Raw genomic sequence first — 25651 nt, 5'->3', positions numbered from 1 at the left:
AGGCTAAAGCAATACGCTAAATTGCATAAAAAAGCACATTATGGCTGAAAAAGAAATTGCACTGCTGAAAACGCAGGTTGAAAAGCTGAATCAAAAGAGCTTCGACCTGGAAGCCTGGAAAAACCAAAGTCTGCTGTTTCTGAACCGAATTTTTGGGGCCTCGCACCCGATCGTGAAAATGATTCTCGAGCTGAAATACGATTACTCGAGCTGGCACCTGCGCGATGCTACCGGCAACGAAAAACTGGACGACCCGGTAAAAATGCAGGCGCGCGAGATTTTAGATGCTGCCATTATGGAACTGGAAACCCTGGGTTTACCCGGCCAGGCCGGTGCTGTTGATCGTGTACGCGAGTTGCTGCAGCAAGAAATGACCGGCAAACAATGGAAAGAACTGGCTGATATTTTGGCTGACAAAACCGAAAATCAAACTGCCGAGATTAACGAGAAACTCGGCCAACTTAGTAAAGAACAACTCATCGACATTGTTACGGGAATTCTGAATTCCTGAGTATTTTTGCACCAATGGAACACACCCAAATTGCAATTGTAATCCTGAACTGGAACGGCGAAAAATTACTTCCAACGTTTTTACCGTCGGTTATTAAATACAGCCAAGCAGAGGGAGTCGAAGTCATTGTTGCCGACAATGGATCAACCGACCGCTCGATGGCCCTACTGGAAGAACAATTTCCGGAAGTCACCCGTCTTCAACTGCCAACGAATTATGGTTTTGCCCGCGGCTACAACGAGGCATTAAAACAGATTGACGCTAAATACTATATCCTTCTTAATTCTGACGTGGAGGTTACCGAGGGCTGGCTAAAACCCCTGATTTCGATCATGGAGAAGGACAACACGGTAGCTGCCGTGCAACCCAAAATATTAAGCTGGCATAAGAAAGATGAATTTGAATACGGTGGTGCTGCCGGGGGTTTTATCGACAAGTTGGGCTTCCCTTTTTGCCGCGGACGAGTGTTGAATGTGGTTGAACAAGACCTGGGACAATACAACGACGAAGCAAATATTTTTTGGGCCAGCGGGGCCTGCTTTGCCGTTCGCGCGAGCCTTTACCACAAAACCGGAGGCTTCGATTCGGACTTTTGGGCCCACATGGAAGAAATCGATCTTTGCTGGCGCCTCAAAAATTTTGGTTATCAAATTCGCTACACGCCTTACAGCCAGGTTTACCACCTTGGTGGCGGCAGCTTGCCCTACAACAATCCGCGGAAATTATTTCTCAACTTCCGCAACAGCCTGTTCATGCTCTATAAAAACTGCCCGCCCAATCGACTGTTCAAAGTACTAATCGGCCGCATGATGCTCGATGGCATAGCCGCTTTCAAGCTACTTGCCGAGGGAAACCTAAAGGGCATATCCGCAGTTTTTAAAGCTCACGCCGCCTTGTATAAAAACTGGACGAGGCTAAAAGCCAAACGCCGGAAGTTGAAAACTGAAGCCACCCCACAATGGCACGATGAAATTCTCTGTAAAAGCCTCATCTGGAAGTTTTATATCCAAAAGAAAAAAAACTTTACCGAACTCATCAAATAATATCCACGATCTGCCGATTTAAAGATTCTCCTTTCGTTGGATTACGAAATACGCCGTTCCGCAACAACAGTCATTTCCTGCCATCCAATGCGCTGAGCATCCGAAAAATTCGAACATCCGGTTTGCATCTTCAGTCTTGAGGTTGTATCTTGATTCAAATTATCAAACCATGAAGCAAGCTGTCATTCACGCCTTTTATGTTGAATCTGCCACACGCAAAGTAGAGACAATTGACATCAATGCACTCCCCGAGCTGCGGGATCCTTCGGATTATCTCTGGCTACAGCTCGATTTCAGCGTTCCCGAAACCAAGTCGGTCGTTCACAACTTATCGGTTAATGAGCTAACGGCTGCGGCGTTGCTGAAAGAAGACTCGCGGCCACGTGTTGCGGTAAGCGCCGACGAATTACTGCTGGTTGTGCGCGGTGTAAACCTGATTAAGGGTGAAAAACCCGAGAATATGATCTCGGTACGCATCATGGCAACCAAAAACATGATCATCACCTGTCAGAAAAAACGCTTAAACTCCATTCAATCGATTGTTGATGATCTGGAGCAAGGCAATGCCCCGAAAAGCACCGGCGACTTCATTGTCCGGCTCAATGAACGGCTGGTATTCAATATGAGCGACGTGATGGAAGATATTGAAGAGTCGGCCATTTCGATGGAAGAGCTGGTGATGGACGAAGAGGGAAACGACGACGAAAGCAAAAGCGAACTGTACAACTTGCGGCGCCAGATTATCCAACTGAAACGATTTTTAATTCCGCAACGTGATGCGCTCAACAAACTTCAAATTGAAAAAACCAACTGGATGACCAGCAAACAGCAACTTCGTTTACGGGAAGTTAGTGACTACCTGATGCGCTATCTGGAGATGCTCGATGCAGCGCGAGAACTAGCTTCGGTAAGTCAGGAAACCTTAATCAACCGATCGAATGAGCAAATTAACAGCCGCATGTATCTGCTATCAATAATCGCTGCTCTGTTCTTGCCTTTGAGTTTTTTCACCGGCCTTTTGGGCGTAAATCTCTCCGGCATTCCCCATGCCGAAAACCCAAATGCCTTTTTAGCATTCATCCTTATTTTGGTGATCATCGTTGGCTTTCAGTTTTGGTTCTTCCGAAAAAATAAATGGTTATAACAGCAAAGCCCTGCTCCGTATCGGGCAGGGCTTTGAATAAACTAAAACCAATTTAAAAATTCAATCAATCTCCGTTGAACAATTCGCTTAATGAATCTCAATCATTCGTGGCGCCTGAGCCTTATCTTGTTCCCGTTTGGGAACGGTAATTTTCAAAACACCATTGCTATGCGAAGCATCAATCTTGTTCACATCAACACCTTCCGGTAATTGGAATGAACGACTGAACTTGGAGTAATTAAACTCACAGAACACAACTTTACTGTCTTTTTCCTCTTTCTTTTCTTCTTTTTTTTCTGAAGAAATTGTCAGCACATTGTCTTTCAAATCAATGTGGAAATCTTTTTTATCCAGGCCAGGAGCAGCTAACTCTATTTCGTAATGGTCTTTCTTTTCGTACACATTAACATTGGGACTGCTGTTCCATCCTGATTTTTCGAAAAAATCGTTCCACACATCTTTTCCAAAAAAGTCGTCGAATAAACTCGGTACGTTTCTGTTTGATCTTACAAATGGTAACATAACTTTGTCCTCCTATCAATTCGTTAAACATTGATTTTTTTGTTTTCCATCCATACAACATCAAAGGTCGCTCCAAAGTATTTTTACGAATTTTCGGGCAAAAATTTGCAATTTCAAATGCCATTCTGACTGAAACAAAGTCATTTTTTCAGCACCTAAACCACTAATGCTGAAATATTTGCAGACTACATCAAAAAATTAATTGCCCGCACCGAGCGCGGATACTTCTATTTTCCCCTACCTTTACACGCATTATTACGCAATGGGGTGTCCGGCTACCGTCGGACTGAGATCATACCCAAAGAACCTGATCCGGTTAATACCGGCGGAGGGATTTGTGTAGCTACTGTCCGGATAGTTCCATCCTATTGCAATTACTCATTATCAATTAACCGAATTATGCATGTAATTGTCAATCAGCAAGCGATGGAACTGCCCGATTCCGCATCTGTCCCGGATCTCCTCTCCGCGCTTCAAATTAATTCAATCAAAGGGATTGCACTGGCCGTGAACGACCAAATCGTGCGCCGGGAACATTGGAACGACTTCCGGTTTTCCTCCAACGACAACATCCTCATCATCAAAGCAACCCAAGGCGGTTGATTCAGCTCACCCTAAAATCATTCAGATGAAAAACCAATCACTAACCGAACAGCTGAAGGGAAGTACGCTGTTCCCCAGTTCACGCAAGATTTATGTTGAAGGTAGTCGCCCGGACATTCGGGTGCCCATGCGCGAGATCTCGCTTTCGCCCTTTACCGACAAGCAAGGTGTCAACCACCCAAACGAACCGATCTATGTTTACGACACTTCGGGCGTTTACACCGACCCGAGCTATACGATCAATATAAAAGAAGGACTTCCAAAGCTACGTCAACAATGGATTGCAGAGCGAGCTGATGTTGAAGAGCGTTCCAATTTGAGTTCTGAATACGGACAAATTCGGCAAGCCGATACAAAATTAGATGCCATTCGTTATCCGAACGTCAACACCCGGCCGCTTCGTGCAAAAGCAGATAAAGTTCCCACGCAATATTTTTATGCAAAACAAGGCCTAATCACGCCGGAAATGGAATACGTGGCCATCCGTGAAAATCAGAATCTGGGTAGGATGAACGAAGGTCGCGCGACTAAAATCGAAAGCTATATCACACCCGAATTTGTGCGGCAGGAAATTGCAGCAGGCCGTGCTATGATTCCTTGCAACATTAACCATCCCGAGTGCGAACCGATGATTATTGGCTCGAAGTTCCGCGTAAAAATCAACGCCAATATTGGAAACTCGGCCCTTTCTTCCGGTATACAGGAAGAAATTGACAAAGCCGTTTGGGCCATGATCTGGGGCTCAGACACGGTCATGGATCTTTCAACCGGGGACAATATTCACGAAACCCGCGAGTGGATCATCCGAAACTCCCCTGTACCAATCGGAACAGTGCCGCTATACCAAGCCCTAGAAAAAGTAAACGGTAAAGTTGAAGACCTGACCTGGGAAATTTACAGGGACACCCTGATTGAACAAGCAGAACAGGGTGTTGACTATTTCACCATCCATGCTGGCTTACTGCGCGATCATGTCGAGCTAACCAACAAACGGATGACCGGCATTGTATCCCGCGGAGGTGCAATTATGGCCAAATGGAGCATGATTCACGACCAAGAAAACTTCCTGTACACTCACTTCGACGAGATCTGCGAAATCCTGGCCGCTTATGATGTTGCCGTTTCCCTGGGTGACGGCCTGCGACCGGGTTCTGTTTACGATGCCAACGATGAAGCCCAGTTTGCTGAATTACGTGTCTTGGGAGAACTGACACACAAAGCCCGTGCTGCTCATGTGCAGGTGCTGATTGAAGGCCCAGGACACGTACCGGTTCATAAAATCAAGGAGAATGTTGAGTTACAGCAGGAAGTTTGCGACAATGCACCTTTCTATGTACTGGGGCCGTTAACAACCGACATTGCTCCCGGCTACGATCACATTACTTCAGCAATTGGTGGAGCAATCATTGGAGCACATGGTGTAGCTATGCTTTGCTACGTTACGCAAAAAGAACACCTGGGCTTACCGAACCGCGAAGACGTGAAGCAAGCTGTGATCACCTACAAGCTGGCCGCTCATGCTGCCGATTTAGCGAAAGGCTTCCCCGGAGCCCAACTGCACGACGACGCCATGAGTAAAGCCCGCTTCGAATTCCGGTGGGAAGATCAGTTTGCGCTGGCTTTGGATCCACAAACAGCCATTCAGTTTCATGACGAAACACTACCCAATGACGAGAATAAGAAGACACACTTCTGCTCGATGTGCGGCGACAATTTCTGCTCGATGAAGTCATCTCATGAAATTCGCAACATGAAATCCGGCAAACAACACGGGCCATGTCAGCATCGCAATGAAGCAGTTGAAGAAACAATAAACGCACAGGAATGAAACTTTTGGTGATTTCACATCCCGATCAATTTGCGCACGAGGCCGAAGTGATCAACCAACTGTTTGAGCTGGGGATGCAACACTTTCATCTGCGAAAGCCGAACTGGTCGACCGAAGAAATCAGAAACCTGTTGAAATCGGTTCAACCAACATTTTTTAACCGAATTATCATCCACGATCATTTTCAACTTGCTGTTGAATTCGGTCTGGGTGGTATTCACTTTTCAGCAAAAACGAAAAACCAGATGCCACAGTGGCGCTCTTTCGAAGGAAGTCGAAGTACATCGTGCCATAGTTTGGAAGAATTACACGAACTACCGGATCAAATTGACTATGCCTTTTTGAGCCCGATTTTTCCATCGATTTCCAAACAAGGGTACCACGCCAACTTCGACTTCGATGAGCTGGAAAAGTTCCTGGCTACATATAACAAAGCCGAAGTAATTGCACTGGGCGGCATTGAAGCTGGAAAAATTCAGACTTGCCGGCAGATCGGCTTCAACGGCATTGCTGTACTTGGCAACATCTGGCAGGAAGGACAAACACAGCGTGAACTAACCGATCGCTTTCGGATTCTCCAAAAACAGAACGGCCGACAGATTCGAAACGATAACAAAATAAGACTATGAACCACAAAATAGCAAGACTACAATTCATCACTCACTCAACAGCACAATCGACTCCGGCTGAGCAAGCCCGACAAGTATTGGAAGGTGGCTGCCAATGGATTCAGCTGCGTATGAAAAAGCACTGCGATGAAGAGATCCTGGCCGAAGCCGAAAAAATAAAGGCACTGAAGGTTAGCTTCAACTTCACATTCATCATCAACGACAATCCAAAGCTTGCACTACAATGCGGAGCTGATGGTGTACACCTGGGGAAACAGGACTGCTCACCTATTGAAGCCCGTCAACTACTAGGCGACAAGTTCATCATCGGTGGTACGGCCAATACAATCGATGACGTCATCCGTCTGACTGAACAGGGGGTAGATTACATCGGATTAGGGCCTTTTCGTTTCACCGCAACCAAAGAAAACCTGAGCCCTGTACTTGGGCTCGACGGTTATCAACGGATTTTGGAAGAGATGAAAGCACAAAACATCAATCTCCCCGTCGTTGGAATTGGCGGAGTTGAACAAAGTGATGTTGACTCGCTACGAAAAACAGGCTTGCATGGACTGGCAATTTCATCTGCCATTTGGCAAAAGGCGAGCATTGTCTCAACAACAAAGGAATGGCTCCAAGCCATCGAGCAAACAATTATTTCAACCGAACGAATTTCTTAAAAACACCAAATGAATCGATTAAAAATAGCCGACAAAACATTTCAATCACGCCTGTTTACCGGCACAGGCAAATTCAGTTCAAACACCATCATGGAGGAAGCTTTGCTCGAATCCGAAAGTGAACTGGTAACGGTGGCATTGCGCCGCGTTGACATCAATAACAGCAACGATGATTTGCTCCAACACCTCAATCATCCGCGCATCAATCTGCTTCCAAACACCTCTGGTGTTCGCACAGCCACGGAAGCCGTTTTTGCCGCCCAACTGGCTCGCGAAGCTTTAGGCACCAACTGGGTAAAACTGGAAATTCACCCCGATCCGCGCTACCTGTTACCCGACTCGGAAGAAACGCTGAAAGCCACCGAAGAGCTGGTAAAGCTCGGCTTTGTAGTCCTTCCATACATCCAGGCCGACCCTGTTTTGTGTAAGAAATTGGAAGATGTCGGCACCGCCGCAGTAATGCCTTTAGGAGCTCCAATCGGAAGCAACAAAGGATTGCAAACCCGCGACTTTCTGCGCATCATCATCGAGCAGTCGAAGGTTCCCGTTATCGTTGATGCGGGGATCGGAGCACCATCACATGCTGCCGAAGCCATCGAGATGGGAGCCGATGCTGTTTTAGTCAACACAGCTATCGCTGTTTCCAACAACCCGGTGATGATGGCCAAAGCATTCAAGCTGGCCGTTGAGTCAGCCGCTCTGGCACGGACAGCAAAGCTTGCTCCGGTTCGCGATCACGCCGAAGCCAGCAGTCCTTTAACTTCATTTTTAGATTAAGCGCTATGGAATTTTACGAACTGATACAACACTATAATTGGGACTCGACCCGCGCCCTGATTTACAGCAAAAACGCTGCTGACGTTGAGAAAGCGCTCAACAAAACCGAACGGAACATCGACGATTTTATGGCCTTGATCTCGCCGGCTGCTGCTCCCTCCCTGGAACAAATGGCCCAACAAAGCCGCGAGCTAACCCTCAAACGCTTTGGCAAAACCATTCAGATGTACGTGCCGCTGTACCTGTCGAACGAATGCACCAACTTTTGCACTTATTGCGGCTTTAACCACAACAATGAGATCGACCGCTGCACACTTAATAAAGACCAGGTTTTAGACGAAGCAAAAGCCATCCGGGATTTGGGATTCGAGCATCTGCTCCTGGTAACCGGAGAGCATCCACGCAAAGCCGGCTTCGCATATTTAAAGGAAATCGTAGAGCTCCTGAACCCACTGTTTGCTCAGATTTCCATTGAGGTACAGCCAATGCAAACCGAGGAATACAAAGCCTTGGTTGATGCCGGCCTGCATGCGGTATACGTTTACCAGGAAACTTACTACGAACAGCGCTACCCGATCTATCACCCCAAGGGTAAGAAAGCAAACTTCCGCTATCGGTTGGAGACACCGGAACGACTGGGGAAAGCCGGAATTCATAAAACCGGACTCGGTTGTTTGCTCGGGCTGGAAGACTGGCGGGTAGATTCGTTCTTCACCGCACTGCACCTGCAATTTTTGAAAAAGCATTACTGGAAAACCAAGTACTCCATTGCCTTTCCTCGTCTGCGACCACATGCCGGAAGTTTCAATCCCGACTATCCGATTAACGACCGCGAGTTTGTGCAACTGATATGTGCATACCGCTTATTAGATGAAAATGTGGAACTATCCATTTCAACCCGCGAAAGCTCTGCCATGCGCGATAATCTGGCCAAGCTGGGTGTAACAACCATGAGCGCCGGCAGCAGTACCAAGCCCGGTGGTTACGCCACCAAAGACGAGTCGCTGGAGCAATTTACCATCAACGATGACCGTACGCCCGATGAAGTGGAAACGGCACTCAAAGCCCAGGGCTACGAGGTGGTTTGGAAAGACTGGGATGTTTATATGCAACATGCTTAACCGATGAATTTAGAAGAAAAAGAAAGATATGCCCGGCAAATTATGCTCCCCGAAATCGGGGAGGCCGGGCAACAAAAACTCAAACAGGCCAAAGTGCTGATTATCGGCGCCGGGGGGCTGGGATCACCGGTTGCCCTTTACCTGGCGGCCGCCGGAGTTGGCCACATTGCCTTGGTTGATAATGACAACGTAAGCGTGACAAACCTGCAACGGCAGATTCTGTACAACTCGGAAGTCGTCGGCAAAGCAAAAGTTACGCATGCCCGGGAAGTATTAAAATCACTCAATCCGAACGTAAGTGTACGTCCCGTTTTGGAGCGTCTAACGGAAATCAATGCAGCCGAGCTGATTCAAGCTTACGATGTAATCGTTGATGCCACCGACAACTTTCGGGCCCGCTACCTGATTAGCCAAACGTGCCAACAGTTCAGCAAGCCCATGGTGCATGGCTCCATCGAAGAATTTAAAGGAATGGTCTCCGTGTTTAACTATCAGGGGGGACCGGTATATGAAGATTTGTTTCCGGAAGCGCCGGAAGACCAATCGATAGATGGTGCTCCCAAAGGTGTTTTTGGGGCACTGCCGGGTATTATCGGTAGCATGCAAGCCATGGAAGTACTCAAAATCATAACCAGAGCGGGTGAAATACTTTCGGGCAAACTGTTTGTTTACAATGCCCTTGAGTGCACCTCATCCATACTAAAGCTGATTTAAGACCAAAAAATTTGATTGTAATTTAGATTGTATCTAAATTTGCAGCCATTAGCAATGGGGTGTCCTAATATGACGGACTGAGATCATACCCACAGAACCTGATCCGGGTAATGCCGGCGTAGGGAGGGCGCAATAAGGGAACAACGATTCCTACCTCATTGGTTATTTTATTAACCAAACTTTCACTCAAAAAATGAAAAGAGTATTTTTTTTGCTGGTCATGTTAAGTCTGACCACCTTGACTTTTGCACAGTACGCGATCAGTGGAGTTGTGATGAATGAAAAACGCGAAGTACTGCCGGGAGCCAATATTGTGTTGGCCGGGACCTACACCGGAACCGTTGCCGACACGAACGGACAATTCGAACTCAAGAATCTGCGCGCAGGAGATTACAAGCTTCTTATTTCATTTATCGGCTACGAGCGGGCCAGCCAGAGCGTAACGCTGAAAAACAGCAACCAGGCTGTAACAATCACCCTGAAACCATCGGGTATTATGACCGAAGAAGTGCTGGTATCGGCAACGCGTGCGGGCGACAAAACGCCGGTTGCCAAAACATCGGTCGACCGCACAACCATCGAAAACCGAAACATGGGGCAGGACATTCCTTATCTGCTGACGATGACCCCCTCGTACGTGGCCACATCGGATGCCGGAGCAGGCGTTGGCTACACCAATTTTCGCATTCGGGGAACATCGCTAAACCGCATCAATGTTACGGTAAACGGCATTCCGATGAACGATGCCGAGTCGCACGGAACCTACTTTGTTGACATTCCCGACCTGGCCGGATCGATCGACAACATCCAGGTGCAGCGCGGTGTGGGAAGCTCAACCAACGGAGCAGCAGCTTTCGGGGCAACCATCAACCTGCAAACAACAACCCTCAACAAGCAAGCTTACGGCGAGGTAAAAAGCTCGGCCGGTTCCTTTTCAACTTTTAAAAATTCGGTTGCTGCCGGAACCGGTCTACTGGGCAAATTCGCTTTCGATGTTCGTTTGTCGAAAGTCACTTCCGACGGATTTATCGATCGCGCCACTTCCGACCTGAAGTCCTTCTTTGTTTCGGGTGGTTATTATTCAGAAAACACCATCCTGAAAGTGAACATCTTCTCAGGCTTCGAAGAAACTTACCAGGCCTGGTACGGTGTTCCTTCCGTGAAACTGAACAACGATGAGGAAGGGATGCAGCGCTACCTGGATCATTGGCTGTGGTCGGGATCGGAACGCGAAAACCAAAAACGTTACGATGACCTGATTAATTCGGACGCGCGCACTTACAACTTTTACACCTACGACAATGAAGTAGACCACTACCAGCAAGACCACTATCAGTTGCACTTGTCGCACAAGTTCAACGAATATCTGAATCTGAACGCGGCGCTGCACTATACTTACGGACGTGGCTATTACGAAAACTACGCCTACGACCAGGATTATGCGGCCTACCAGATGGCCGCTCCCGTGGGCATTGACGCGACAGACATGGTGGTTCGCAAGTGGCTGGACAATGATTTTTACGGCGCAACCTATTCGCTGAACTACGACGACGGCACTAATGCTTTCACCTTTGGCGGTGGCTACAACGAGTACGATGGCCGTCACTTTGGACGGGTAATTTGGGCTCAATATATGGGCGACAATGCCAAGGATTTGGAATGGTATAAAGGCAAAGGCACCAAAAAGGATTTCAACCTGTTTGGCAAATACAACCTGCAAATGACTGAAGCCATGAGTTTGTACGCCGACCTTCAATACCGCCACATCGACTACAATATTACCGGAATCAATGATGAATTACGCGACGTGAGTCAAAAGCATAAATTCGATTTTTTCAACCCGAAAGTGGGGCTTTACTACAAACCGGACGCCGGAAACGAAGCCTATATTAGCTACGCCCGCGCCAACCGTGAGCCCAACCGCGATAATTTTGTTGATGCCGACCCGAACGGAAAACAGCCGGTTGCCGAAGCGCTGAATGATTTTGAAGCCGGCTACACTTACCGCTCACGCAATTACTCAGTCGGAGCAAATCTTTACTACATGCTTTATAAAGACCAGCTGGTGCAAACCGGAGAAATTAATAATGTTGGAGCAACCATCATGGAAAATGCCGACGATAGCTATCGCGCCGGTATCGAGCTGATGGGGGGAGTGAAAATTACCCGAGCCCTGAAGTGGGATGTGAACGCGACCTTCAGCCAAAACAAAATCAAAAACTTTACCGAATACGTGGACGACTGGGATAATGTCGGCCAAATCGTAAATAACCTGGGAAAAACTGATTTGTCGTTTTCGCCCGAAGTGATTGTGAACAGCCAAATCAGTTTTCAACCCGCAAAAGATTTGTCGATCAGCTTGCTCTCCAACTATGTTGGCGATCAGTATATCGACAACTCGTCGAGCGAAGACCGCAAGCTGGACGCTTGGTTGGTGAACAACCTGAAGATAGATTACGCGATAAAAGGCAACTTGTTTAAAGAAATTAAACTGCACCTGATGGTGAATAACCTGTTTGACGCGGAATACGAAAGTAACGCCTGGGTTTACTCGTATTATTACGACGACGGCAGCGGTAGAAATCGCTACAAGATGGATGGTTATTTCCCGCAAGCCGGAATCAACTTTTTAGCCGGAATTGACTTTAAGTTCTAGTTTAATCACCTTGCAGCCCTCGGAACTTTCCGTGGGCTGTATTTTTTCTCAACGAATGAATGTGTAATGCAAACGCAGTAGTGTGAATTGGTACGCTGGTTTACTCGGCGACAATTTGCAAGATCTTTCCGGTGTCGACATCGAAATACAGCGGTGCCACCTTTACTTTCGGGTAGCGTTTGCGCAGGCGGTCGACCTCGCAAAGCAGAAACTCGATGGTATTCCCGGTTTCAAAGAAAGGCGACAAATTCTCGAAATGCGATGTGGCATTTTCGGCCTTCCAGCCGGCATTATGAACCAGCCCGGCAATAAATTCTTCTTTTTGCTCATCCAGGTGTTCCATGCCGCAATAGTTATGACCGATCAGGGCAATACATTTGACCCCGCCAACACCAATGGCATAGGATACCTGAAACTCGTGAAAAAATAAGTTGGCGCCTCCTGACCGAATCACAAAGGCAAAATTTTCGGGCACCCACAGGTTTTTGCGGTTGTCCATGCACATCCCGATCAGAATCTGCGCCTGATCGTAGTTTTTAAACGTCTTGTTCAAATTATGATATTCCAGCAGCAAGCTTATCGCCGTATTTTTGTATTCGGGTAGAATGTCTTGTACTGAATTTACCTCGATGAGTTTAGCCATTTTCTTCTTTTCAACTTAGGTCATCCTCTCAAACCCCCGAGCCGGCCTAAAAGTTCACAACTGAAACACATTTTCAGGCTGATTTGATTTCGTCATTTTTAAATTATTTTTGAAAAAAAATTCACGATGGAACAAGACTGGAAAGATAAACTGGGGAAAGCGTTTTCCGTTTCACCCGACAGCCAAAACGAGCCGGAGCACCACGAGCAAGAGCAAACGCCGTCGATTCCGGCAAACAAGCAAACCCTCTACGTTGAGCTGGATAAAAAGGGGCGCAAAGGAAAATCGGCAACGCTGATTACCGGATTTGAAGGAACCGACGACGAACTGAAAGAGCTGGCCCGCATGCTAAAAACACAATGTGGCGTTGGCGGATCGACCCGCGATGGCGAAATCCTGATCCAGGGGAACTTCCGCGATAAAATCATGGGCATTTTAAAGGAGCAGGGATTTAAAGTAAAACGCATTGGCGGATAATGCCAGCTGTTTTTCGGAGTGAGCCTTAAGCGAAACGCTGAAACTACAATGATCTATCGCTATAAAACAAAAGCCATCAGTTACGATGGCTTTCTCAATTTATTTAAATCGCTCGGTTAACTTATTTAAATCGAAGCGAAGGTTCATGCGGGGCAACTTAATACCTCCGCCATCTCCGGCTGCTCCGTTTTTGGGTGTGGCATAAATATGCTCAATTAAGTGCTTATATTTTTTGCCCAGGTAATTTCGCTTTAGCTTCAGCGTTGGCGAAAGTGCCCCGTTTTGCGGCGACCACTCCTCGCATACCAAGCGAAAACGTTTGATCTCTTCATGTTCACCCAGAACTTTGTTGATCACGGCAACCTCTTTGCGATACTGCGCTTGCACTTCTTTTAGCTGAACAAGTTCGCGGTTGTCGCGGAAATGAATTTTATGCTGCGAGCACCAGTCGTGCAGGTAATCAAAGTTGGGCGAAATCAGGGCGCTGGCAAACTTTTCATTTTCACCAATCACCATCGCCTGCTCAATAAAAAAGGACTCTTTCAGTTTATTCTCAATCACCTGCGGGGCAATATACTTTCCGCCCGACATCTTAAACATTTCCTTCTTGCGGTCGGTAATTTTCAGGAATTTACCCTCATCCAGGTGCCCGATATCACCGGTATGAAACCAGCCCTCCTCGTCAATTACTTCAGCGGTCAGATCCGGCGCTTTGTAGTAGCCTTTCATAACCGTGGGACCTTTACACAAAATCTCGCCATCGTCGGCTATTTTCACCTCTACTCCTTCCAGAATGGGCCCCACCGTGCCAACTTTCATTTCACCGGTACTTGGGTTATTCACCGCAATCACGGGCGAAGTTTCAGTTAAACCATAGCCTTCCAAAGTGTACATACCAGCCATTCCAAGCACCCGGGCAATTCGAGGTTGAAGGGCAGCCCCTCCCGACACAATGTAGGTGATATTATTCCCCAATGCCTCGCGCCATTTAGAGTAAACAAGCTTGTCGGCCAGCTTAACCTGCATGGTCACCAACGGATTGTAACGTTTGTTGTATTCAAAATGCCGTGTTAAGCGAAGAGCCCAAAAGTAAATCGCCTTCTTCAGTCCGGTCAGATCATTTCCTTTCGAAACAAAACCATCGTACACCCGCTCCAGCAAGCGCGGAACCGAGTTAAACATCTGTGGTTTGATTTCCTTGATGGCATTCACAATCTGGCCCAGGTTGCCAACGTAATAAATCCCCATTCCTTTATACTGAAAATGATAGTTTACACTGCGCTCGTAAACATGGCACAGCGGCAGGAAGCTAATCACACGATGATCTTTTCCCATGCCCAGGTTGTGCAAACGCGCATGAGCCGTAAAATTGGCCACCAGGTTCGCGTGCGACAACATCACCCCTTTGGGTACGCCGGTTGTTCCCGAAGTATAAATCAAGGTCGCAATATCGTCGGGCTGAACAGCTCGTTTTACTTGCTCAAGCCCGGCAGCCAGTTTCGCGTCAGCTTCGCGCCCGGCCTGAATAATTTCCCGGAAATTTCGGCAACCGTCGACCTCCTCGAATGAGAAAATCGCTTTAACACCGCCAATTTTTTCCACAATGGGCTTTAACTTGTCACAGAGCTTTTTGTCGCCAACCAGCAAACACTGCACTTCGGCATGCTCCAGAATATAAGCATATTCGTCTTCACCGATCGTTGGATAAATAGGCACGTGCACCATGCCGGCCATGGCTAAGCCCATGTCGGCAAAGTTCCACTCGGGCCGATTGGAGGTCACCGTGGCTACTTTATCGCCCTTTTTCAGGCCCAGTGCCATCATCCCTAATGCGAAACAGGTGGAGTTTTCGGCATATTCTGCCGTCGAATAGGTGTACCATCCCGAATCATTTTTTCCACCCAAAGCATCGTGGCGTGGAAATTCGGCTAAGCAATAATCCAGAATATCGAAGGTACGCGTAACGTTAACTGTCATTTGATCGATCTAAGTTAATACCCATTGATAACCGGGCAAAGATAATATTTCAACCTTACAGCCAAGCTATCCGAAAGCTGTTACACAAACAGTCGGCAGTTGCCACCGAATCACTGTTCAGCCTGTCCGTATCTTCGGTATTTTTCGTAGGCTGCAAAAATCAGCACAATAACGGCGATCAGGGCGGCGTAAACGCTCCAGTGCACGCCCTCCACACTTCCTTTGCCGTACGAGTGCATGCCACTTAAAAAATAATTCACACCAAAGTAGGTCATCAACACCGAACAAAAACCCACGACCGTAGCTACATTAAAATGAAAACGCCCGCGCAAACCGGGGATAAACCGCAGATGCACGATAAACGCGAAAATAACCACCGTGATCAGCGCCCAGGTTTCTTTGGGGTCCCAGCCCCAGTAACGGCCCCAACTTTCATTGGCCCACACGCCACCAAGGAAGGTACCAATGGTGAGCATATACAATCCCAAGGTTGCCGAAAGCTCGCTGATGGTTGTTAACTGATCAGTGAAATAGGCAACACGCTGTTGGTTTCGTTCGTGCATTAAGGCATACAGCGTCAAAACCAATACCCCCAGGAAAGAACTCAGCCCGATAAAACCATAGCTTGCCGTGATTACCGCTACATGGATCAGCAGCCAATACGATTTGAGTACCGGCACCAGCTGGGTGATTTCCGGATTCATCCAGTTCAGGTGCGCCACAAACAAGGTGATACCGGTTAAAAAGGCTGCCGTTGCGAGCACCATCGGATATTTGCGGCCAAAAATGATTCCCGCCAGCATCGCCGCCCAGGCCACATAAATCATCGACTCGTAGCCATTACTCCAGGGAGCATGCCCCGAAATGTACCAACGGACAATCAGCCCCACGGTGTGTACCCCAAAGGCCAGAAAGATTAACCCGCCGAAGATGTATCGAACCGGTTTGCTCACCGTCTTTTGCCTGATGATATTGACGAACAAGACAACCAACAGGCCAATTCCCAAGAGCAAATACCAGGGGAACACACGTTTGAAGGGTTGATATTGATTGTAAAATAGTTCAAGTTCCTTTTTACTGTCGGATGGCAAAATATCGGCACCAAACTTCTGCTGAAAATTGGCGATCGTTGCCATTATTTGGCGCGGTTGAATTTCGCCACCGGGATTTAACGACTCGCGCAGCAGTTTAAAGCTGCTCGCCACAAAAAGTGAATCTCCCTTCGGATAACCGGTTGGACTGCTGCCCGCCGCGTACCAGGCATCCTTTTGATTGACCGGCGGAAAGAAAGTAAAAAACTCACCGTTAAAGATCATAAAACAGATATTCAACCGCTCGTCAACAGTCAGATAATCTTTATCGCGCTGATCGCGCATTGCCGGCATTTTATTATAAGCAGCCTGTACTTCTTCTAAAATTCGATATTGCCCTTGCTCATCAAAAAAGTCGAGCACTGAAGCCCGCTTCTCTGTCATTCCCAATTTGGCAGCCGCTGCCTTTTCCAGCTTAATCAGCGGTACTGTCCGCCAGAGTTCCGGAAAAAGGTTCATGCTCAGCACCAGTTCGTCAGCCGTCTTCCCTTCGAATGATGCCTTACGGGTAAGCTTGCGCAAAATTTCGTTGTTCAAGGTCGACATGGGCTCAATACGACCATCGCGCCCATGCACCCACAATTCAGAAAAGTCACTTACCAAATCCTGATCTAAATTCGGAATAGCATTTAATACCGCATCATTTGCCTGAACCGGATTTGGCAGGGTCAAGAGGAACAATATCAGACCGGCAACAGCGGCTTTATTCAGTTCTTTTAAATGCCGAACCAAATGCCGGAAATACGAATTTCGGGCGAAAAGCGCCAAAATCATCCCAACAGTCATCAACAGGTACCCAAGATAAGTCACAAAAGTTCCCCAGAAATCTTTATTCACCGACAACACCGTGCCCAATTCATCCTGATCGTAGGAAGACTGGTAGAAGCGGTAGCCACGATATTTCAACGTGTTGTTCATAAAGATACGGTGATCTTCCTCAACGCCGCGCTCTTCATCGCTCAGTTCAATTTCACTGGCAAACGACGACGGGCTATCCGATCCGATGTAACGATCTAACTGAAAATCCTTCAGGAGAAGCGAAAATGGTAGTTTAATCAGCTCGGAACCGTACGAAAATGCTACCGCCGTATTCCCCAGCATATAAGTGGTTGGTTGCCCCACCTGGCCGGAGCGCCCAAAGACATTCACGGTGGCAACACGTTCCCCATCCGTCAGTTCCAGCAGCACCGCATCCTCGCCCGTATCACCCTGGGTTGAAGGAGTCACACGTACCGACGCATGCGGATAAAACTGCTTCACCAACAACAGATAATCATCGAAAGCATACAAGTGCATCGGCAAAACAGGCTGTCGACTGCCGGCCACCATCGAGACAGGCTCGGCTCCACTCATCGAGCGGATTTCCAAATCGCGGTCGCTGACAATATAAAGTTGGTCATCTTCATCTTCGAAGCGGATGTTCGCTGCGGGGCTATACCCCACAACCACCGGCCCCAGGTTAACCGTCTCACCCTTTCGGAACGCAAAGGGCTGCATCCCCTGCCCTGCCGACACAACAAAGTCGACCAACGGCTCGCCTGCAGCATTTTCAACCGGAGTCTTCACCGCATTTTTCACAAAGCCAACCGATTTAATTTTTACGAGATTCCCCTCAACAACTATTGATTCCGAGTAGGTTCCGGAGCGCAATTCCGAAAAAAGAACCTTCGTTTTCAACTTTTGCTCGGCCATCTCAATGGTCAGGTAAGTATCGGTGGAGAGAATGGTATTGGAGCTCATCCCTTCGCGAATGTGCATCACGCCTTCAAAACTAGCATAGCGTGTAATTCCCGCGCCAATGATGATAATGGTAAAGGAAATATGAAAAAGGCCTATAACAATCTTCCTGGCCGAGTACATTTTATAGCTCAGGAAATTCACCATCAGGTTAAATCCCAACAACACCAGCACCAACTCAAACCAATGGGTGTTGTAAATGATGCTTTTTGCGGCTTCGGTTCCGTAACTGGCCTCGGTAAAGGTCGCCACCGCCATGGAGATGGCAAATACCAACAATAAGAAGCCCATAAAAGGCATGGAGGTCAGAAACTGATAAATTCTTTTCATAAGATCGTTTTTTATCGGGTTGCCGTTTAGCACTATTCGCCAAAGCCGTGTTTGTTGTTCATAAATAACATTGGTCACCGGGTTTAGTTGAGTCCGGCAAAACGAAAATAAGAACAACCGGTATGTTTTAGAAACAGCATCGGCTGAAAACAGAACAAAGCACCTCAATATAAAGGCATTTTATCGTACCTTTTCATCTGAAACGGTTTAGAAAAACCTGCAAGAGGAACATAATACCGCAGATCTATGAAACTCATATTCAAACTTCACTACAATACTACGCCGGGCCAACAGCTGTTTTTGTCGGGTTCGGCTGAGGCACTCGGAGAATGGCAAACGGAGCAGGCGATTCCGCTATACAGTATCGGCAACGGTTTTTGGGAAATTGCCATCGACTGCCCCGCTTCGACCAAACGTCTGGAATATAAATACTTTATGCTCGACACCGGCGGACGGCTGCACTGGGAATGGGGCAACAACCACTTTATCGACCTCAACAAATACCACCATCCCCTGCTTGAGCTTGCTGATCAGTGGAAAAACCCCTCGCCGGCCGAAAAGGTTTTTTACAGCGACACCTTCTCGGGGGTGATTATGAAACCGGGAAAAAACAAAGCTGCTGTCAATTGGATTGAAAAGGAAAAGATCCTTCAGTTCCGCATCAGCGTTCCCCGCATCAACGGAAATTACAAGCTGTGCATGCTCGGCAATCAGGAAGTGATGGGCAACTGGAACGAGTCGCAACCGCTTTTGATGGAGTTTGGCGACGATTTTCCGGTATGGACCGTTCAGGTGGACGCCGAGAACCTGAAATTTCCGGTACATTACAAATACGGCATCTGGGACTTACAAGCCGGAAAACTAAAAACGGTAGAAGAAGGATTCGACCGCGAATTGAATGCGCTGACTTCTCAGGGGGAATCCTTTGCATTTATCAAAACGGACAATAATTTCCGCTATCCGTTGGGCAATTGGAAAGGTGCGGGCGTCGCGGTTCCGGTTTTCTCGCTGCGAAGCCGGACCAGCTTCGGGGTCGGCGATTTTGGCGACCTGTTCAAGCTGATTGACTGGGCAAAGTCGGTAGGTCTGAAGATGGTTCAGATTCTGCCGGTCAACGAAACAGTCGCCTCCCACAACTGGCTCGACTCCTACCCTTACAAATCCATTTCGGTGATGGCGCTTCACCCCATCTACCTGAACCTGGAGAAAATGGGACAGCTGAACAATCTGCGGGTTCAGGAAGAATTTACAACGCACGGCGCACGCCTCAACCTGGAAACGCACGTGGATTATCCGGAAGTGCATCGCCTCAAGTCGCGTTATTACAAACTCATTTTTGATCAGGATGGTGAGAAGCTTTTCAACAGCAGCAGCTTCAAAAAATTTTTCGCCGCCAACAAGGATTGGCTGGTTCCCTACGCCGCTTTTGTGTATTTGCGCGACCAGTTTAAAACTCCGGATTTCCGCCAATGGGGCGACTTCCGCCGTTACGACCGCTATAAAATTGAAGCGCTAAGCGAGCCAGGTGCTCCCAGCCGCGATGATGTTGTTGTGCATTATTTCATTCAATATCATCTGGACAAACAATTGAAAGAAGCCACCAGCCACGCCCGTAAGAACGGCCTTATTCTGAAAGGTGACATCCCCATTGGGATTAGCCCAAACAGTGTTGAAGCCTGGATGGAGCCCCACCTTTTTAACCTGGATGCCCAGGCGGGAGCGCCGCCCGACGACTTTGCCATTAAAGGACAGAACTGGGGATTTCCGACCTACAACTGGGAAGAAATGGCACGAGATAATTATGCCTGGTGGATCCGCCGGATGCAAAAAATGGCAGAATACTTCGACACATACCGCATTGACCATATCCTGGGTTTCTTCCGCATTTGGGAGGTGCCAGGCGACGCAGTGGAAGCGCTGCTGGGACATTTTAACCCGGCACTACCGCTCACCGCCGACGAAATTCAGCAGTTTGGCGTACAGTTCGATTACGAGCGCTTCACCCAGCCGTACATCCGTTACCACTTGTTGGTTGAACAATTTGGAGAACAAACCGAAAGTGTCATTCAGCAATATCTGGAAGACCTGGGAGATCAGAAATACCGACTAAAAGAAGAATTCAACACCCAGCAGAAGATCAATGCGCATTTTTTAAATGGCATTGAAGAGGAACAGCTCGAGATTGACAAACTACGACTACGCAACGGGCTGTTCGACCTGGTCGCCAATGTCATCCTGGTGAGTACCGGTCATAACCAGTGGCACCCGCGCATAGCGATGACACAAACAAGCTCGTTTGCAGAGCTCGATTTTTGGAGCCAGGAACGCCTGCGGACACTTTACGACCATTACTTTTACCGACGCCACGAAGACTTCTGGTATCAAAAAGGAATGGAAAAGCTGCCGGCCATCACCTCGGTTGGCAACTTGCTGGTGTGCGGCGAAGATCTGGGAATGATCCCGGCCTGCGTACCCAAGGCCATGACCGAGCTCAACATCCTGAGCCTGGAAATACAGCGCATGCCCAAAGACCCGAAGAAACAGTTTGCCCACCCGGCCGATGCACCCTACCTGTCGGTTTGCACCACCTCCACCCACGACATGTCAACCATCCGCGGGTGGTGGGAAGAAGATCACGAACTGAGCCAGCTGTTTTACAACCAGGAGTTGGGGAACTGGGGAACAGCTCCCTATTTTGCCGAGCCCGATATCTGCCGGCAGATCATCACCCAGCACCTGCACTCACCAGCGATATGGACAACCTTCCCCATTCAGGATTTACTGGCCATGGACGGCCAGCTGCGCTGGGATAAAACACAGGAAGAACAGATTAACCTTCCGGCCAATGTGCGGCACAAGTGGCGCTACCGCATGAAACAAAGCATTGAGGAGTTGAAACAAGCACAACATTTTAATGACCTGCTAAAAGATTTACTCAATGCTTCGGGACGAAATTCGGACTACTAAATAAAACAGGGGACTACACTTGCCGTATAGCCCCCTGTTGCAATTTCCTTTACGAACCGATTATTCGTCGATCTCGCCAACAAATACTCCGGACACATTCCAGGCGCTGAACATACTGCCGTCGCGCTTGCCAAGCGGAATATACACTTGGATGCTGTGTTTTCCGGGTGTCAGATTATCCACCGGCGTGAAATACGGGTGCGAAACCGTGCCGGGACACCAGCCCGAGCGACTGTAGTCGGACGATGACAAGCCGTTCCAGAAGTTACCCGATGCCGGGTTCGACGCGCGGTAAGTTCCGCAATCAACACGCCAGGGGGTGAAGCTGAAAAAAGGAGTGCCGTCGATAAACAGTTCGTTCTTTTTGGGCACAAACTCGTCGCCGCCGCCCCAGCCACCATGGCCGGTTGTAATGTAGCGGAAGGTCACATTTTTAACACCTGCGGGAACTTCAAAATTCACCGTAAGCGTATCGCTGGCAAACATGGTTCCGTATTCCTGACCTGCCATTTCCATGACATTGGTTGTATTGAAAACCGGTTGAATCCAGTATTTTTTCGCGGGCTTTTCCGACACTTGCTGCTCGTTGAGATGATATTTCAACTTCAAGCTTACTTTGTGACCACCACCATCGTAGTTCCCAACAAACACGCCAATCCAGCATTCGTCCTGTAACACCGGCAGCAGGTCGCTGACATCCTGCTTGTAGCTTACCGAGTCGGCCCAGGCAATGCCCACGTCGCGTTTTTCATTGAAATGGTGCACGCCAAAAGGTGTGAAAAAACGCATCAGCTCAAGCAGCGGATTATAGTCATTAGTCAGCACCACGCCCTGATAAGCAGTTCCTTCTTTACTGATGTATTGCGGCAAGGAATCTTTGCCAAACTTCAGCCCATCCAGAAAACTACGCTCTTTATTCACCGGAATGACAAACACCGAGCCCGTGCGGTCGTAAGCATCGCCGTTCGACTGTTCGGTTACTTCGGCAAAAACCGACGTTCCATCGGGCACCTGCGGCAGTTTGACGCGTTTCACCACCACCGTACCACCCGCGAAACGATACAACGAGTCGGTATACTCGCCGTTGGGGTTTTCAATCTGATCAGTCCAGTTAATCTGCTGCTTATTAAACACGGTTACTTCCTTCACAAAAGCATTGCTCAACCGACGGCTAAAGTCAACATCGTCGGTTTCGGTGCCCAAGTCGGCAGGCATCAGCTCGGGTGCTTTTCCTTTTTTGAAAAACTCAACCGATGTGGCCTCCCAGCCCGAACTGCCATTGCGCACATAACGCATCACCAGCCCTCCGGGGTACGCAAAGAAAAGCATTGGGGTAGCTTGCAAGCCGGCTTCGGTGGTCACCCACAATTCAATTTTGTTGGAAAACGAAGAACCGACATATTTCTGGCAGCTGTAACCCAGAATTTTCTCCGGTTCACCCACGGGTTCATAGCCCTCGAGCGCCCGAAATTCGGATTGGGTAAAATAGGTTTCACCACTCATAAATTCGGCCTGCTGATAGACCGTAGCCGAGTTATAGTCGAGATAACTTGTTTGTTGAGGCAATTCGGGAATCAGCTTTTTGTCTCCCTGATCCATCCAACTGCGGGCAATGCCATTCACATATTCCACCACCAGGGGATCCCGGTCGGGCACCACCGCACCTTGTCGCCATGCAGAATAGACAACCTTACCACTCTTCTCCTTTTCCTTCGCCTGTGTAAAGCTCGCGGCACAGAGGCCGAGAACCAATACGATTAGTCTGATTTTGTACATTGTTTTGAATTTGTTTGCCCCAAAAATAAGGGAAAGCCGGCAAACATTCAATCACCGGCAAGGCGAAGTCATGCTTTCGTGAATTGATCGGCGAAAAAGCAAGTCTTATTGAGGGCTCTATTGAGGGCTTCACTGGCTATTGAGGGCTTCACTCGTTACTGAGGGTTTCACTTCAAGTGAAGCCCTCAATAAATAGCTAAAGGTTAAAAATATAACCTAAAGAAATTCGGAAGTATGACGAATTCGGATAATCGAAGCTGTCGCTCACCGTTTGAGGCAAGTTGTAATTGTACGAAACTTCCAGGTCGAAGCTCTTCCAGCTCAGGCTTACCGGCAATTGCAGCTGGATGTTCAGTAAGCCAAAAACATCTTTATAGTAGGTTGAAATCTCGGTCTGCGTGCTTTCGTCGAAATAAGCTTCATTCAATAAAAACTCGGCAGCTTCGGATCCCCAGAACAGGCTCAGCTCGGGTTCGAGGCGCAGGTAATTGTAGCGGCCAAATTTAACCAGGTTCAGGTAAGCATATACATCCCACGAAAGTTGCTGACCAAACTCCTTGCCCATCAACAAGGTTCCATCCAGACGGGTGCCCAGTGTTTTCGATTTCAGGGTGATTCCCGCATTCGCGCTGGTTGTATAAATGGGATCGAAATCGGGATCATCGACATGAAACAGGTAATAGCTGCCCGATGCCCGATAGCGGAAAAAGGAAGCTTTTTTCAGGCCACGGCCAAAGCCGGCCGAAAGCACGGTGGTGCGATACCCCGGATCGAGCTGACTGTACCAACTGCCCGACACGCCGGCAAAGAAACCTTTGGAGTGCATGTAATAAAGCTGCCCGGACAGGTTATACTGATCGTTGCCAATCTCGCGACCGGCAAAATAGGTTTTGCTGCTGAAGTTGGTTCCGGCATAGATAAACTGAAAATTTTGCTTCGTGTTGAAGAGCGCATATAAATCATCATCGCCAAACAACACGTCGTTCAGCAGCGAGTCAATCCGACTCACCCGTTCATGCTCCAGCATATCGGTATGCTGTGCCACTACCGCTCCCGACAACACCAACAGTGCAACTAGTATTAAGCTTATTCGTTTCATCGCTTTCAAATTTGGAACACCTTCATTCAATAATCTTTATTCCCCTCCCATTCCGACAATAGGGTCAGGCTGGGTCAACCTGACAACCAGCTTACCTAAAAAAGAATAAAGCCGCCCTTCAGCGGCTTCATCCTCGAACTTAACTAATTTCCTCCTTTACCATTTCCCCCGTAGCCATTACCACCGGCACTTTCAGAACCTTGTTGTTTGGCTTCCTGCTGAGCGGCCTCTTTGGCTTTTTGCTGCATTTGTTGTTGCGCTTGCTGACGTACTTGCTCTTGCACAGCCGTAGCATTTTCGCAATTTTCGGACTGTTGCAGGCGTTGGCGGGCTTGTTTCATTTGCTCACCACTCACACTCTGACGGAACTGCTGGCGGTTTTCTTCCCGAACTTGTTCCTGGGCCTGCAGCATTTCCTGTTGTTCCTCACTCAAGGTTGCCATCAGCGCTTCCCGTTTTTGTTCGCGGGTCATTTCCTGGTTTTCCAAAATGGCCATCTGCTCTTCGGTTAAGCTGGCGCGGAAAGTTTCACGAAATTGCTTGGCATTTTCCTGTTTCTCGGCGATCATGGTCATCTGCGCATCGGTCAGATTTATTTGCGAGCGATCACGTTTTTGCTGTTTCAGCTGATCGCCCGTTCCATCTTTCAGGCGCTGCTGAGTTTGATCCTGAACGGGTGTTTCGTCGGTTTGTGCATAAACTGCCGGAGCGGCAATAAACATGGCCAAAACCATGGTTGCGATTGTGCGTGCGATTGTTTTCATAACTTATTCATTTTAGTGTGTTATTGATCCAATTTCATAAGCTAACCGCACCAGTGTGCTTTTACCCTACCCCCTGGCATTTTTTTTTTGAAAGTCCCTTCGGGTGATGCGCCTGCCTGCGGTAGGCAGGGTTTCCAACCGCATCGGAGATGCCTTTGGGGATGGCTCCCGTCGCCCCCGCTCTGCTTGCAGAGAGGGGACAGAATTGAATCAATTCGACAGGATTGGTTCATTTCAGGGGAGAGTTACGGAAGGCTGCTGGTATGCGCGTTGAAAGTTCCTTCCATGGCGTTTCAGAGCCTGCTTTTTTTCACTCCTACTTTTGATTAATTCGGAACTTTTGTCCTACCGGACGGGTTTTCATCTTTGGCTTGCCCCAAAGACGAAACAGAAAACGCAAGGCTTATTTTTATCTTCAGGTGTCAGCTCCCGAAAGCTAAGTTCAGCCGGGTGATCTCCAATCCGGCAGCTGCCGGAGCGGAGCTTCCCGGATTCACTAAGCTTCCGGTTCGCCTCTCACCATCGATAAAAAGTAGGCCGGTCCCGCTCCGAGCGAGCTTCCGTCTTCTCTTAAATGCCTTCT

Annotated in this window: 20 protein-coding genes and 2 riboswitches; of the genes, 13 read left to right on the top strand and 7 right to left on the bottom strand. The window is 48.2% G+C overall.

Features of this window, described 5'->3' with window-relative positions; translation table 11 throughout:
* The first annotated feature begins 40 nt into the window (after nt 1-40).
* The 3 genes from C8N47_RS17630 to C8N47_RS17620 all read left to right on the top strand — a co-directional run bounded on the left by C8N47_RS17630 (nt 41) and on the right by C8N47_RS17620 (nt 2698).
* Nucleotides 41-511: a hypothetical protein gene (locus C8N47_RS17630; protein WP_107823899.1), complete on the top strand. Its 471-nt coding sequence runs from the start codon at nt 41-43 to the stop codon at nt 509-511.
* Nucleotides 512-525: 14 nt separating this feature from the next.
* Nucleotides 526-1554 (top strand): glycosyltransferase family 2 protein, encoded by a 1029-nt coding sequence (locus tag C8N47_RS17625; RefSeq protein ID WP_107823898.1) that lies wholly within the window; start codon nt 526-528, stop codon nt 1552-1554.
* A gap of 169 nt (nt 1555-1723) precedes the next feature.
* On the top strand, nt 1724-2698 hold the full coding sequence (locus C8N47_RS17620; protein ID WP_107823897.1) for a zinc transporter ZntB: 975 nt from the start codon (nt 1724-1726) through the stop codon (nt 2696-2698).
* Between the two features lie 87 nt (nt 2699-2785).
* Here the strand turns inward: C8N47_RS17620 and C8N47_RS17615 are convergent, their stop codons facing one another.
* Entirely contained in the window at nt 2786-3220 is a 435-nt protein-coding gene (locus C8N47_RS17615) for an Hsp20/alpha crystallin family protein (protein WP_107823896.1), read from the bottom strand.
* Nucleotides 3221-3473: 253 nt separating this feature from the next.
* A riboswitch (TPP riboswitch) is annotated at nt 3474-3572 on the top strand.
* A 47-nt stretch (nt 3573-3619) separates the two neighbouring features.
* On the opposite strand from C8N47_RS17615, the gene thiS reads away from it, so the two are divergent.
* From thiS to C8N47_RS17575, 8 genes are all read left to right on the top strand, one after another.
* Nucleotides 3620-3823, top strand: a complete 204-nt coding sequence (gene thiS / locus C8N47_RS17610; protein WP_107823895.1) for a sulfur carrier protein ThiS — start codon at nt 3620-3622, stop codon at nt 3821-3823.
* Between the two features lie 25 nt (nt 3824-3848).
* Nucleotides 3849-5651, top strand: coding sequence for a phosphomethylpyrimidine synthase ThiC (gene thiC, locus C8N47_RS17605; RefSeq protein ID WP_107823894.1), 1803 nt, complete (start codon nt 3849-3851; stop codon nt 5649-5651).
* On the top strand, nt 5648-6280 hold the full coding sequence (locus C8N47_RS17600) for a thiamine phosphate synthase (RefSeq protein ID WP_107823893.1): 633 nt from the start codon (nt 5648-5650) through the stop codon (nt 6278-6280). Before thiC ends, C8N47_RS17600 begins: the two co-directional genes overlap by 4 nt.
* Entirely contained in the window at nt 6277-6939 is a 663-nt protein-coding gene (locus C8N47_RS17595; protein ID WP_107823892.1) for a thiamine phosphate synthase, read from the top strand. The genes C8N47_RS17600 and C8N47_RS17595 overlap by 4 nt, the downstream gene beginning before the upstream one ends.
* A gap of 9 nt (nt 6940-6948) precedes the next feature.
* A complete protein-coding gene (gene thiG / locus C8N47_RS17590) occupies nt 6949-7716 on the top strand; it encodes a thiazole synthase (protein WP_107823891.1) in 768 nt (255 codons plus the stop codon).
* A 5-nt stretch (nt 7717-7721) separates the two neighbouring features.
* Nucleotides 7722-8837: a 2-iminoacetate synthase ThiH gene (gene thiH, locus C8N47_RS17585; RefSeq protein ID WP_107823890.1), complete on the top strand. Its 1116-nt coding sequence runs from the start codon at nt 7722-7724 to the stop codon at nt 8835-8837.
* Nucleotides 8838-8840: 3 nt separating this feature from the next.
* Nucleotides 8841-9551 (top strand): HesA/MoeB/ThiF family protein, encoded by a 711-nt coding sequence (locus tag C8N47_RS17580; RefSeq protein WP_107823889.1) that lies wholly within the window; start codon nt 8841-8843, stop codon nt 9549-9551.
* 45 nt (nt 9552-9596) lie between these two features.
* Nucleotides 9597-9693: riboswitch (TPP riboswitch) on the top strand.
* Between the two features lie 51 nt (nt 9694-9744).
* A complete protein-coding gene (locus tag C8N47_RS17575) occupies nt 9745-12207 on the top strand; it encodes a TonB-dependent receptor (protein ID WP_107823888.1) in 2463 nt (820 codons plus the stop codon).
* Between the two features lie 100 nt (nt 12208-12307).
* Here the strand turns inward: C8N47_RS17575 and C8N47_RS17570 are convergent, their stop codons facing one another.
* Nucleotides 12308-12850 (bottom strand): carbonic anhydrase, encoded by a 543-nt coding sequence (locus C8N47_RS17570; RefSeq protein ID WP_107823887.1) that lies wholly within the window; start codon nt 12848-12850, stop codon nt 12308-12310.
* A 126-nt stretch (nt 12851-12976) separates the two neighbouring features.
* Here C8N47_RS17570 and C8N47_RS17565 point away from each other — a divergent pair, with 126 nt between their 5' ends.
* The gene (locus C8N47_RS17565; protein ID WP_107823886.1) at nt 12977-13327 is read left to right on the top strand and encodes a translation initiation factor; all 351 of its coding nucleotides are present in this window, start codon (nt 12977-12979) and stop codon (nt 13325-13327) included.
* A 99-nt stretch (nt 13328-13426) separates the two neighbouring features.
* Here the strand turns inward: C8N47_RS17565 and C8N47_RS17560 are convergent, their stop codons facing one another.
* Nucleotides 13427-15304 (bottom strand): AMP-dependent synthetase/ligase, encoded by a 1878-nt coding sequence (locus tag C8N47_RS17560; protein WP_107823885.1) that lies wholly within the window; start codon nt 15302-15304, stop codon nt 13427-13429.
* Between the two features lie 110 nt (nt 15305-15414).
* Complete coding sequence (ccsB, locus tag C8N47_RS17555; RefSeq protein WP_146161568.1) at nt 15415-18462, bottom strand: c-type cytochrome biogenesis protein CcsB; 3048 nt, start codon at nt 18460-18462, stop codon at nt 15415-15417.
* Nucleotides 18463-18708: 246 nt separating this feature from the next.
* Here ccsB and C8N47_RS17550 point away from each other — a divergent pair, with 246 nt between their 5' ends.
* Entirely contained in the window at nt 18709-21429 is a 2721-nt protein-coding gene (locus tag C8N47_RS17550; protein ID WP_107823883.1) for a 4-alpha-glucanotransferase, read from the top strand.
* 60 nt (nt 21430-21489) lie between these two features.
* On the opposite strand, the gene C8N47_RS17545 is transcribed toward C8N47_RS17550, so the two are convergent.
* From C8N47_RS17545 to C8N47_RS17535, 3 genes are all read right to left on the bottom strand, one after another.
* Complete coding sequence (locus C8N47_RS17545) at nt 21490-23205, bottom strand: PNGase F N-terminal domain-containing protein (RefSeq protein ID WP_107823882.1); 1716 nt, start codon at nt 23203-23205, stop codon at nt 21490-21492.
* A gap of 196 nt (nt 23206-23401) precedes the next feature.
* The gene (locus C8N47_RS17540) at nt 23402-24304 is read right to left on the bottom strand and encodes a hypothetical protein (protein WP_146161567.1); all 903 of its coding nucleotides are present in this window, start codon (nt 24302-24304) and stop codon (nt 23402-23404) included.
* A 143-nt stretch (nt 24305-24447) separates the two neighbouring features.
* A complete protein-coding gene (locus C8N47_RS17535) occupies nt 24448-25068 on the bottom strand; it encodes a hypothetical protein (protein WP_107823880.1) in 621 nt (206 codons plus the stop codon).
* Nucleotides 25069-25651 lie beyond the last annotated feature (583 nt).

The organism is Mangrovibacterium marinum, assembly GCF_003046625.1.
Lineage (GTDB): Bacteria > Bacteroidota > Bacteroidia > Bacteroidales > Prolixibacteraceae > Mangrovibacterium > Mangrovibacterium marinum.
Note: the sequence above shows the minus strand (reverse complement) of the source record. Positions and strands in the feature narration are given on the sequence as shown.

What these genes read in the sequence shown, in the direction of transcription:
- C8N47_RS17560 (WP_107823885.1), bottom strand. Translation starts at nt 15,304, where the DNA reads ATGACAGTTAACGTTACGCGTACCTTCGATATTCTGGATTATTGCTTA.
- thiS (WP_107823895.1), top strand. Translation starts at nt 3,620, where the DNA reads ATGCATGTAATTGTCAATCAGCAAGCGATGGAACTGCCCGATTCCGCA.
- C8N47_RS17620 (WP_107823897.1), top strand. Translation starts at nt 1,724, where the DNA reads ATGAAGCAAGCTGTCATTCACGCCTTTTATGTTGAATCTGCCACACGC.
- C8N47_RS17630 (WP_107823899.1), top strand. Translation starts at nt 41, where the DNA reads ATGGCTGAAAAAGAAATTGCACTGCTGAAAACGCAGGTTGAAAAGCTG.
- C8N47_RS17575 (WP_107823888.1), top strand. Translation starts at nt 9,745, where the DNA reads ATGAAAAGAGTATTTTTTTTGCTGGTCATGTTAAGTCTGACCACCTTG.
- C8N47_RS17625 (WP_107823898.1), top strand. Translation starts at nt 526, where the DNA reads ATGGAACACACCCAAATTGCAATTGTAATCCTGAACTGGAACGGCGAA.
- C8N47_RS17540 (WP_146161567.1), bottom strand. Translation starts at nt 24,304, where the DNA reads ATGAAACGAATAAGCTTAATACTAGTTGCACTGTTGGTGTTGTCGGGA.
- C8N47_RS17545 (WP_107823882.1), bottom strand. Translation starts at nt 23,205, where the DNA reads ATGTACAAAATCAGACTAATCGTATTGGTTCTCGGCCTCTGTGCCGCG.
- ccsB (WP_146161568.1), bottom strand. Translation starts at nt 18,462, where the DNA reads ATGAAAAGAATTTATCAGTTTCTGACCTCCATGCCTTTTATGGGCTTC.
- C8N47_RS17615 (WP_107823896.1), bottom strand. Translation starts at nt 3,220, where the DNA reads ATGTTACCATTTGTAAGATCAAACAGAAACGTACCGAGTTTATTCGAC.
- C8N47_RS17570 (WP_107823887.1), bottom strand. Translation starts at nt 12,850, where the DNA reads ATGGCTAAACTCATCGAGGTAAATTCAGTACAAGACATTCTACCCGAA.
- thiH (WP_107823890.1), top strand. Translation starts at nt 7,722, where the DNA reads ATGGAATTTTACGAACTGATACAACACTATAATTGGGACTCGACCCGC.
- C8N47_RS17580 (WP_107823889.1), top strand. Translation starts at nt 8,841, where the DNA reads ATGAATTTAGAAGAAAAAGAAAGATATGCCCGGCAAATTATGCTCCCC.
- C8N47_RS17535 (WP_107823880.1), bottom strand. Translation starts at nt 25,068, where the DNA reads ATGAAAACAATCGCACGCACAATCGCAACCATGGTTTTGGCCATGTTT.
- thiG (WP_107823891.1), top strand. Translation starts at nt 6,949, where the DNA reads ATGAATCGATTAAAAATAGCCGACAAAACATTTCAATCACGCCTGTTT.
- C8N47_RS17600 (WP_107823893.1), top strand. Translation starts at nt 5,648, where the DNA reads ATGAAACTTTTGGTGATTTCACATCCCGATCAATTTGCGCACGAGGCC.
- C8N47_RS17550 (WP_107823883.1), top strand. Translation starts at nt 18,709, where the DNA reads ATGAAACTCATATTCAAACTTCACTACAATACTACGCCGGGCCAACAG.
- thiC (WP_107823894.1), top strand. Translation starts at nt 3,849, where the DNA reads ATGAAAAACCAATCACTAACCGAACAGCTGAAGGGAAGTACGCTGTTC.
- C8N47_RS17565 (WP_107823886.1), top strand. Translation starts at nt 12,977, where the DNA reads ATGGAACAAGACTGGAAAGATAAACTGGGGAAAGCGTTTTCCGTTTCA.
- C8N47_RS17595 (WP_107823892.1), top strand. Translation starts at nt 6,277, where the DNA reads ATGAACCACAAAATAGCAAGACTACAATTCATCACTCACTCAACAGCA.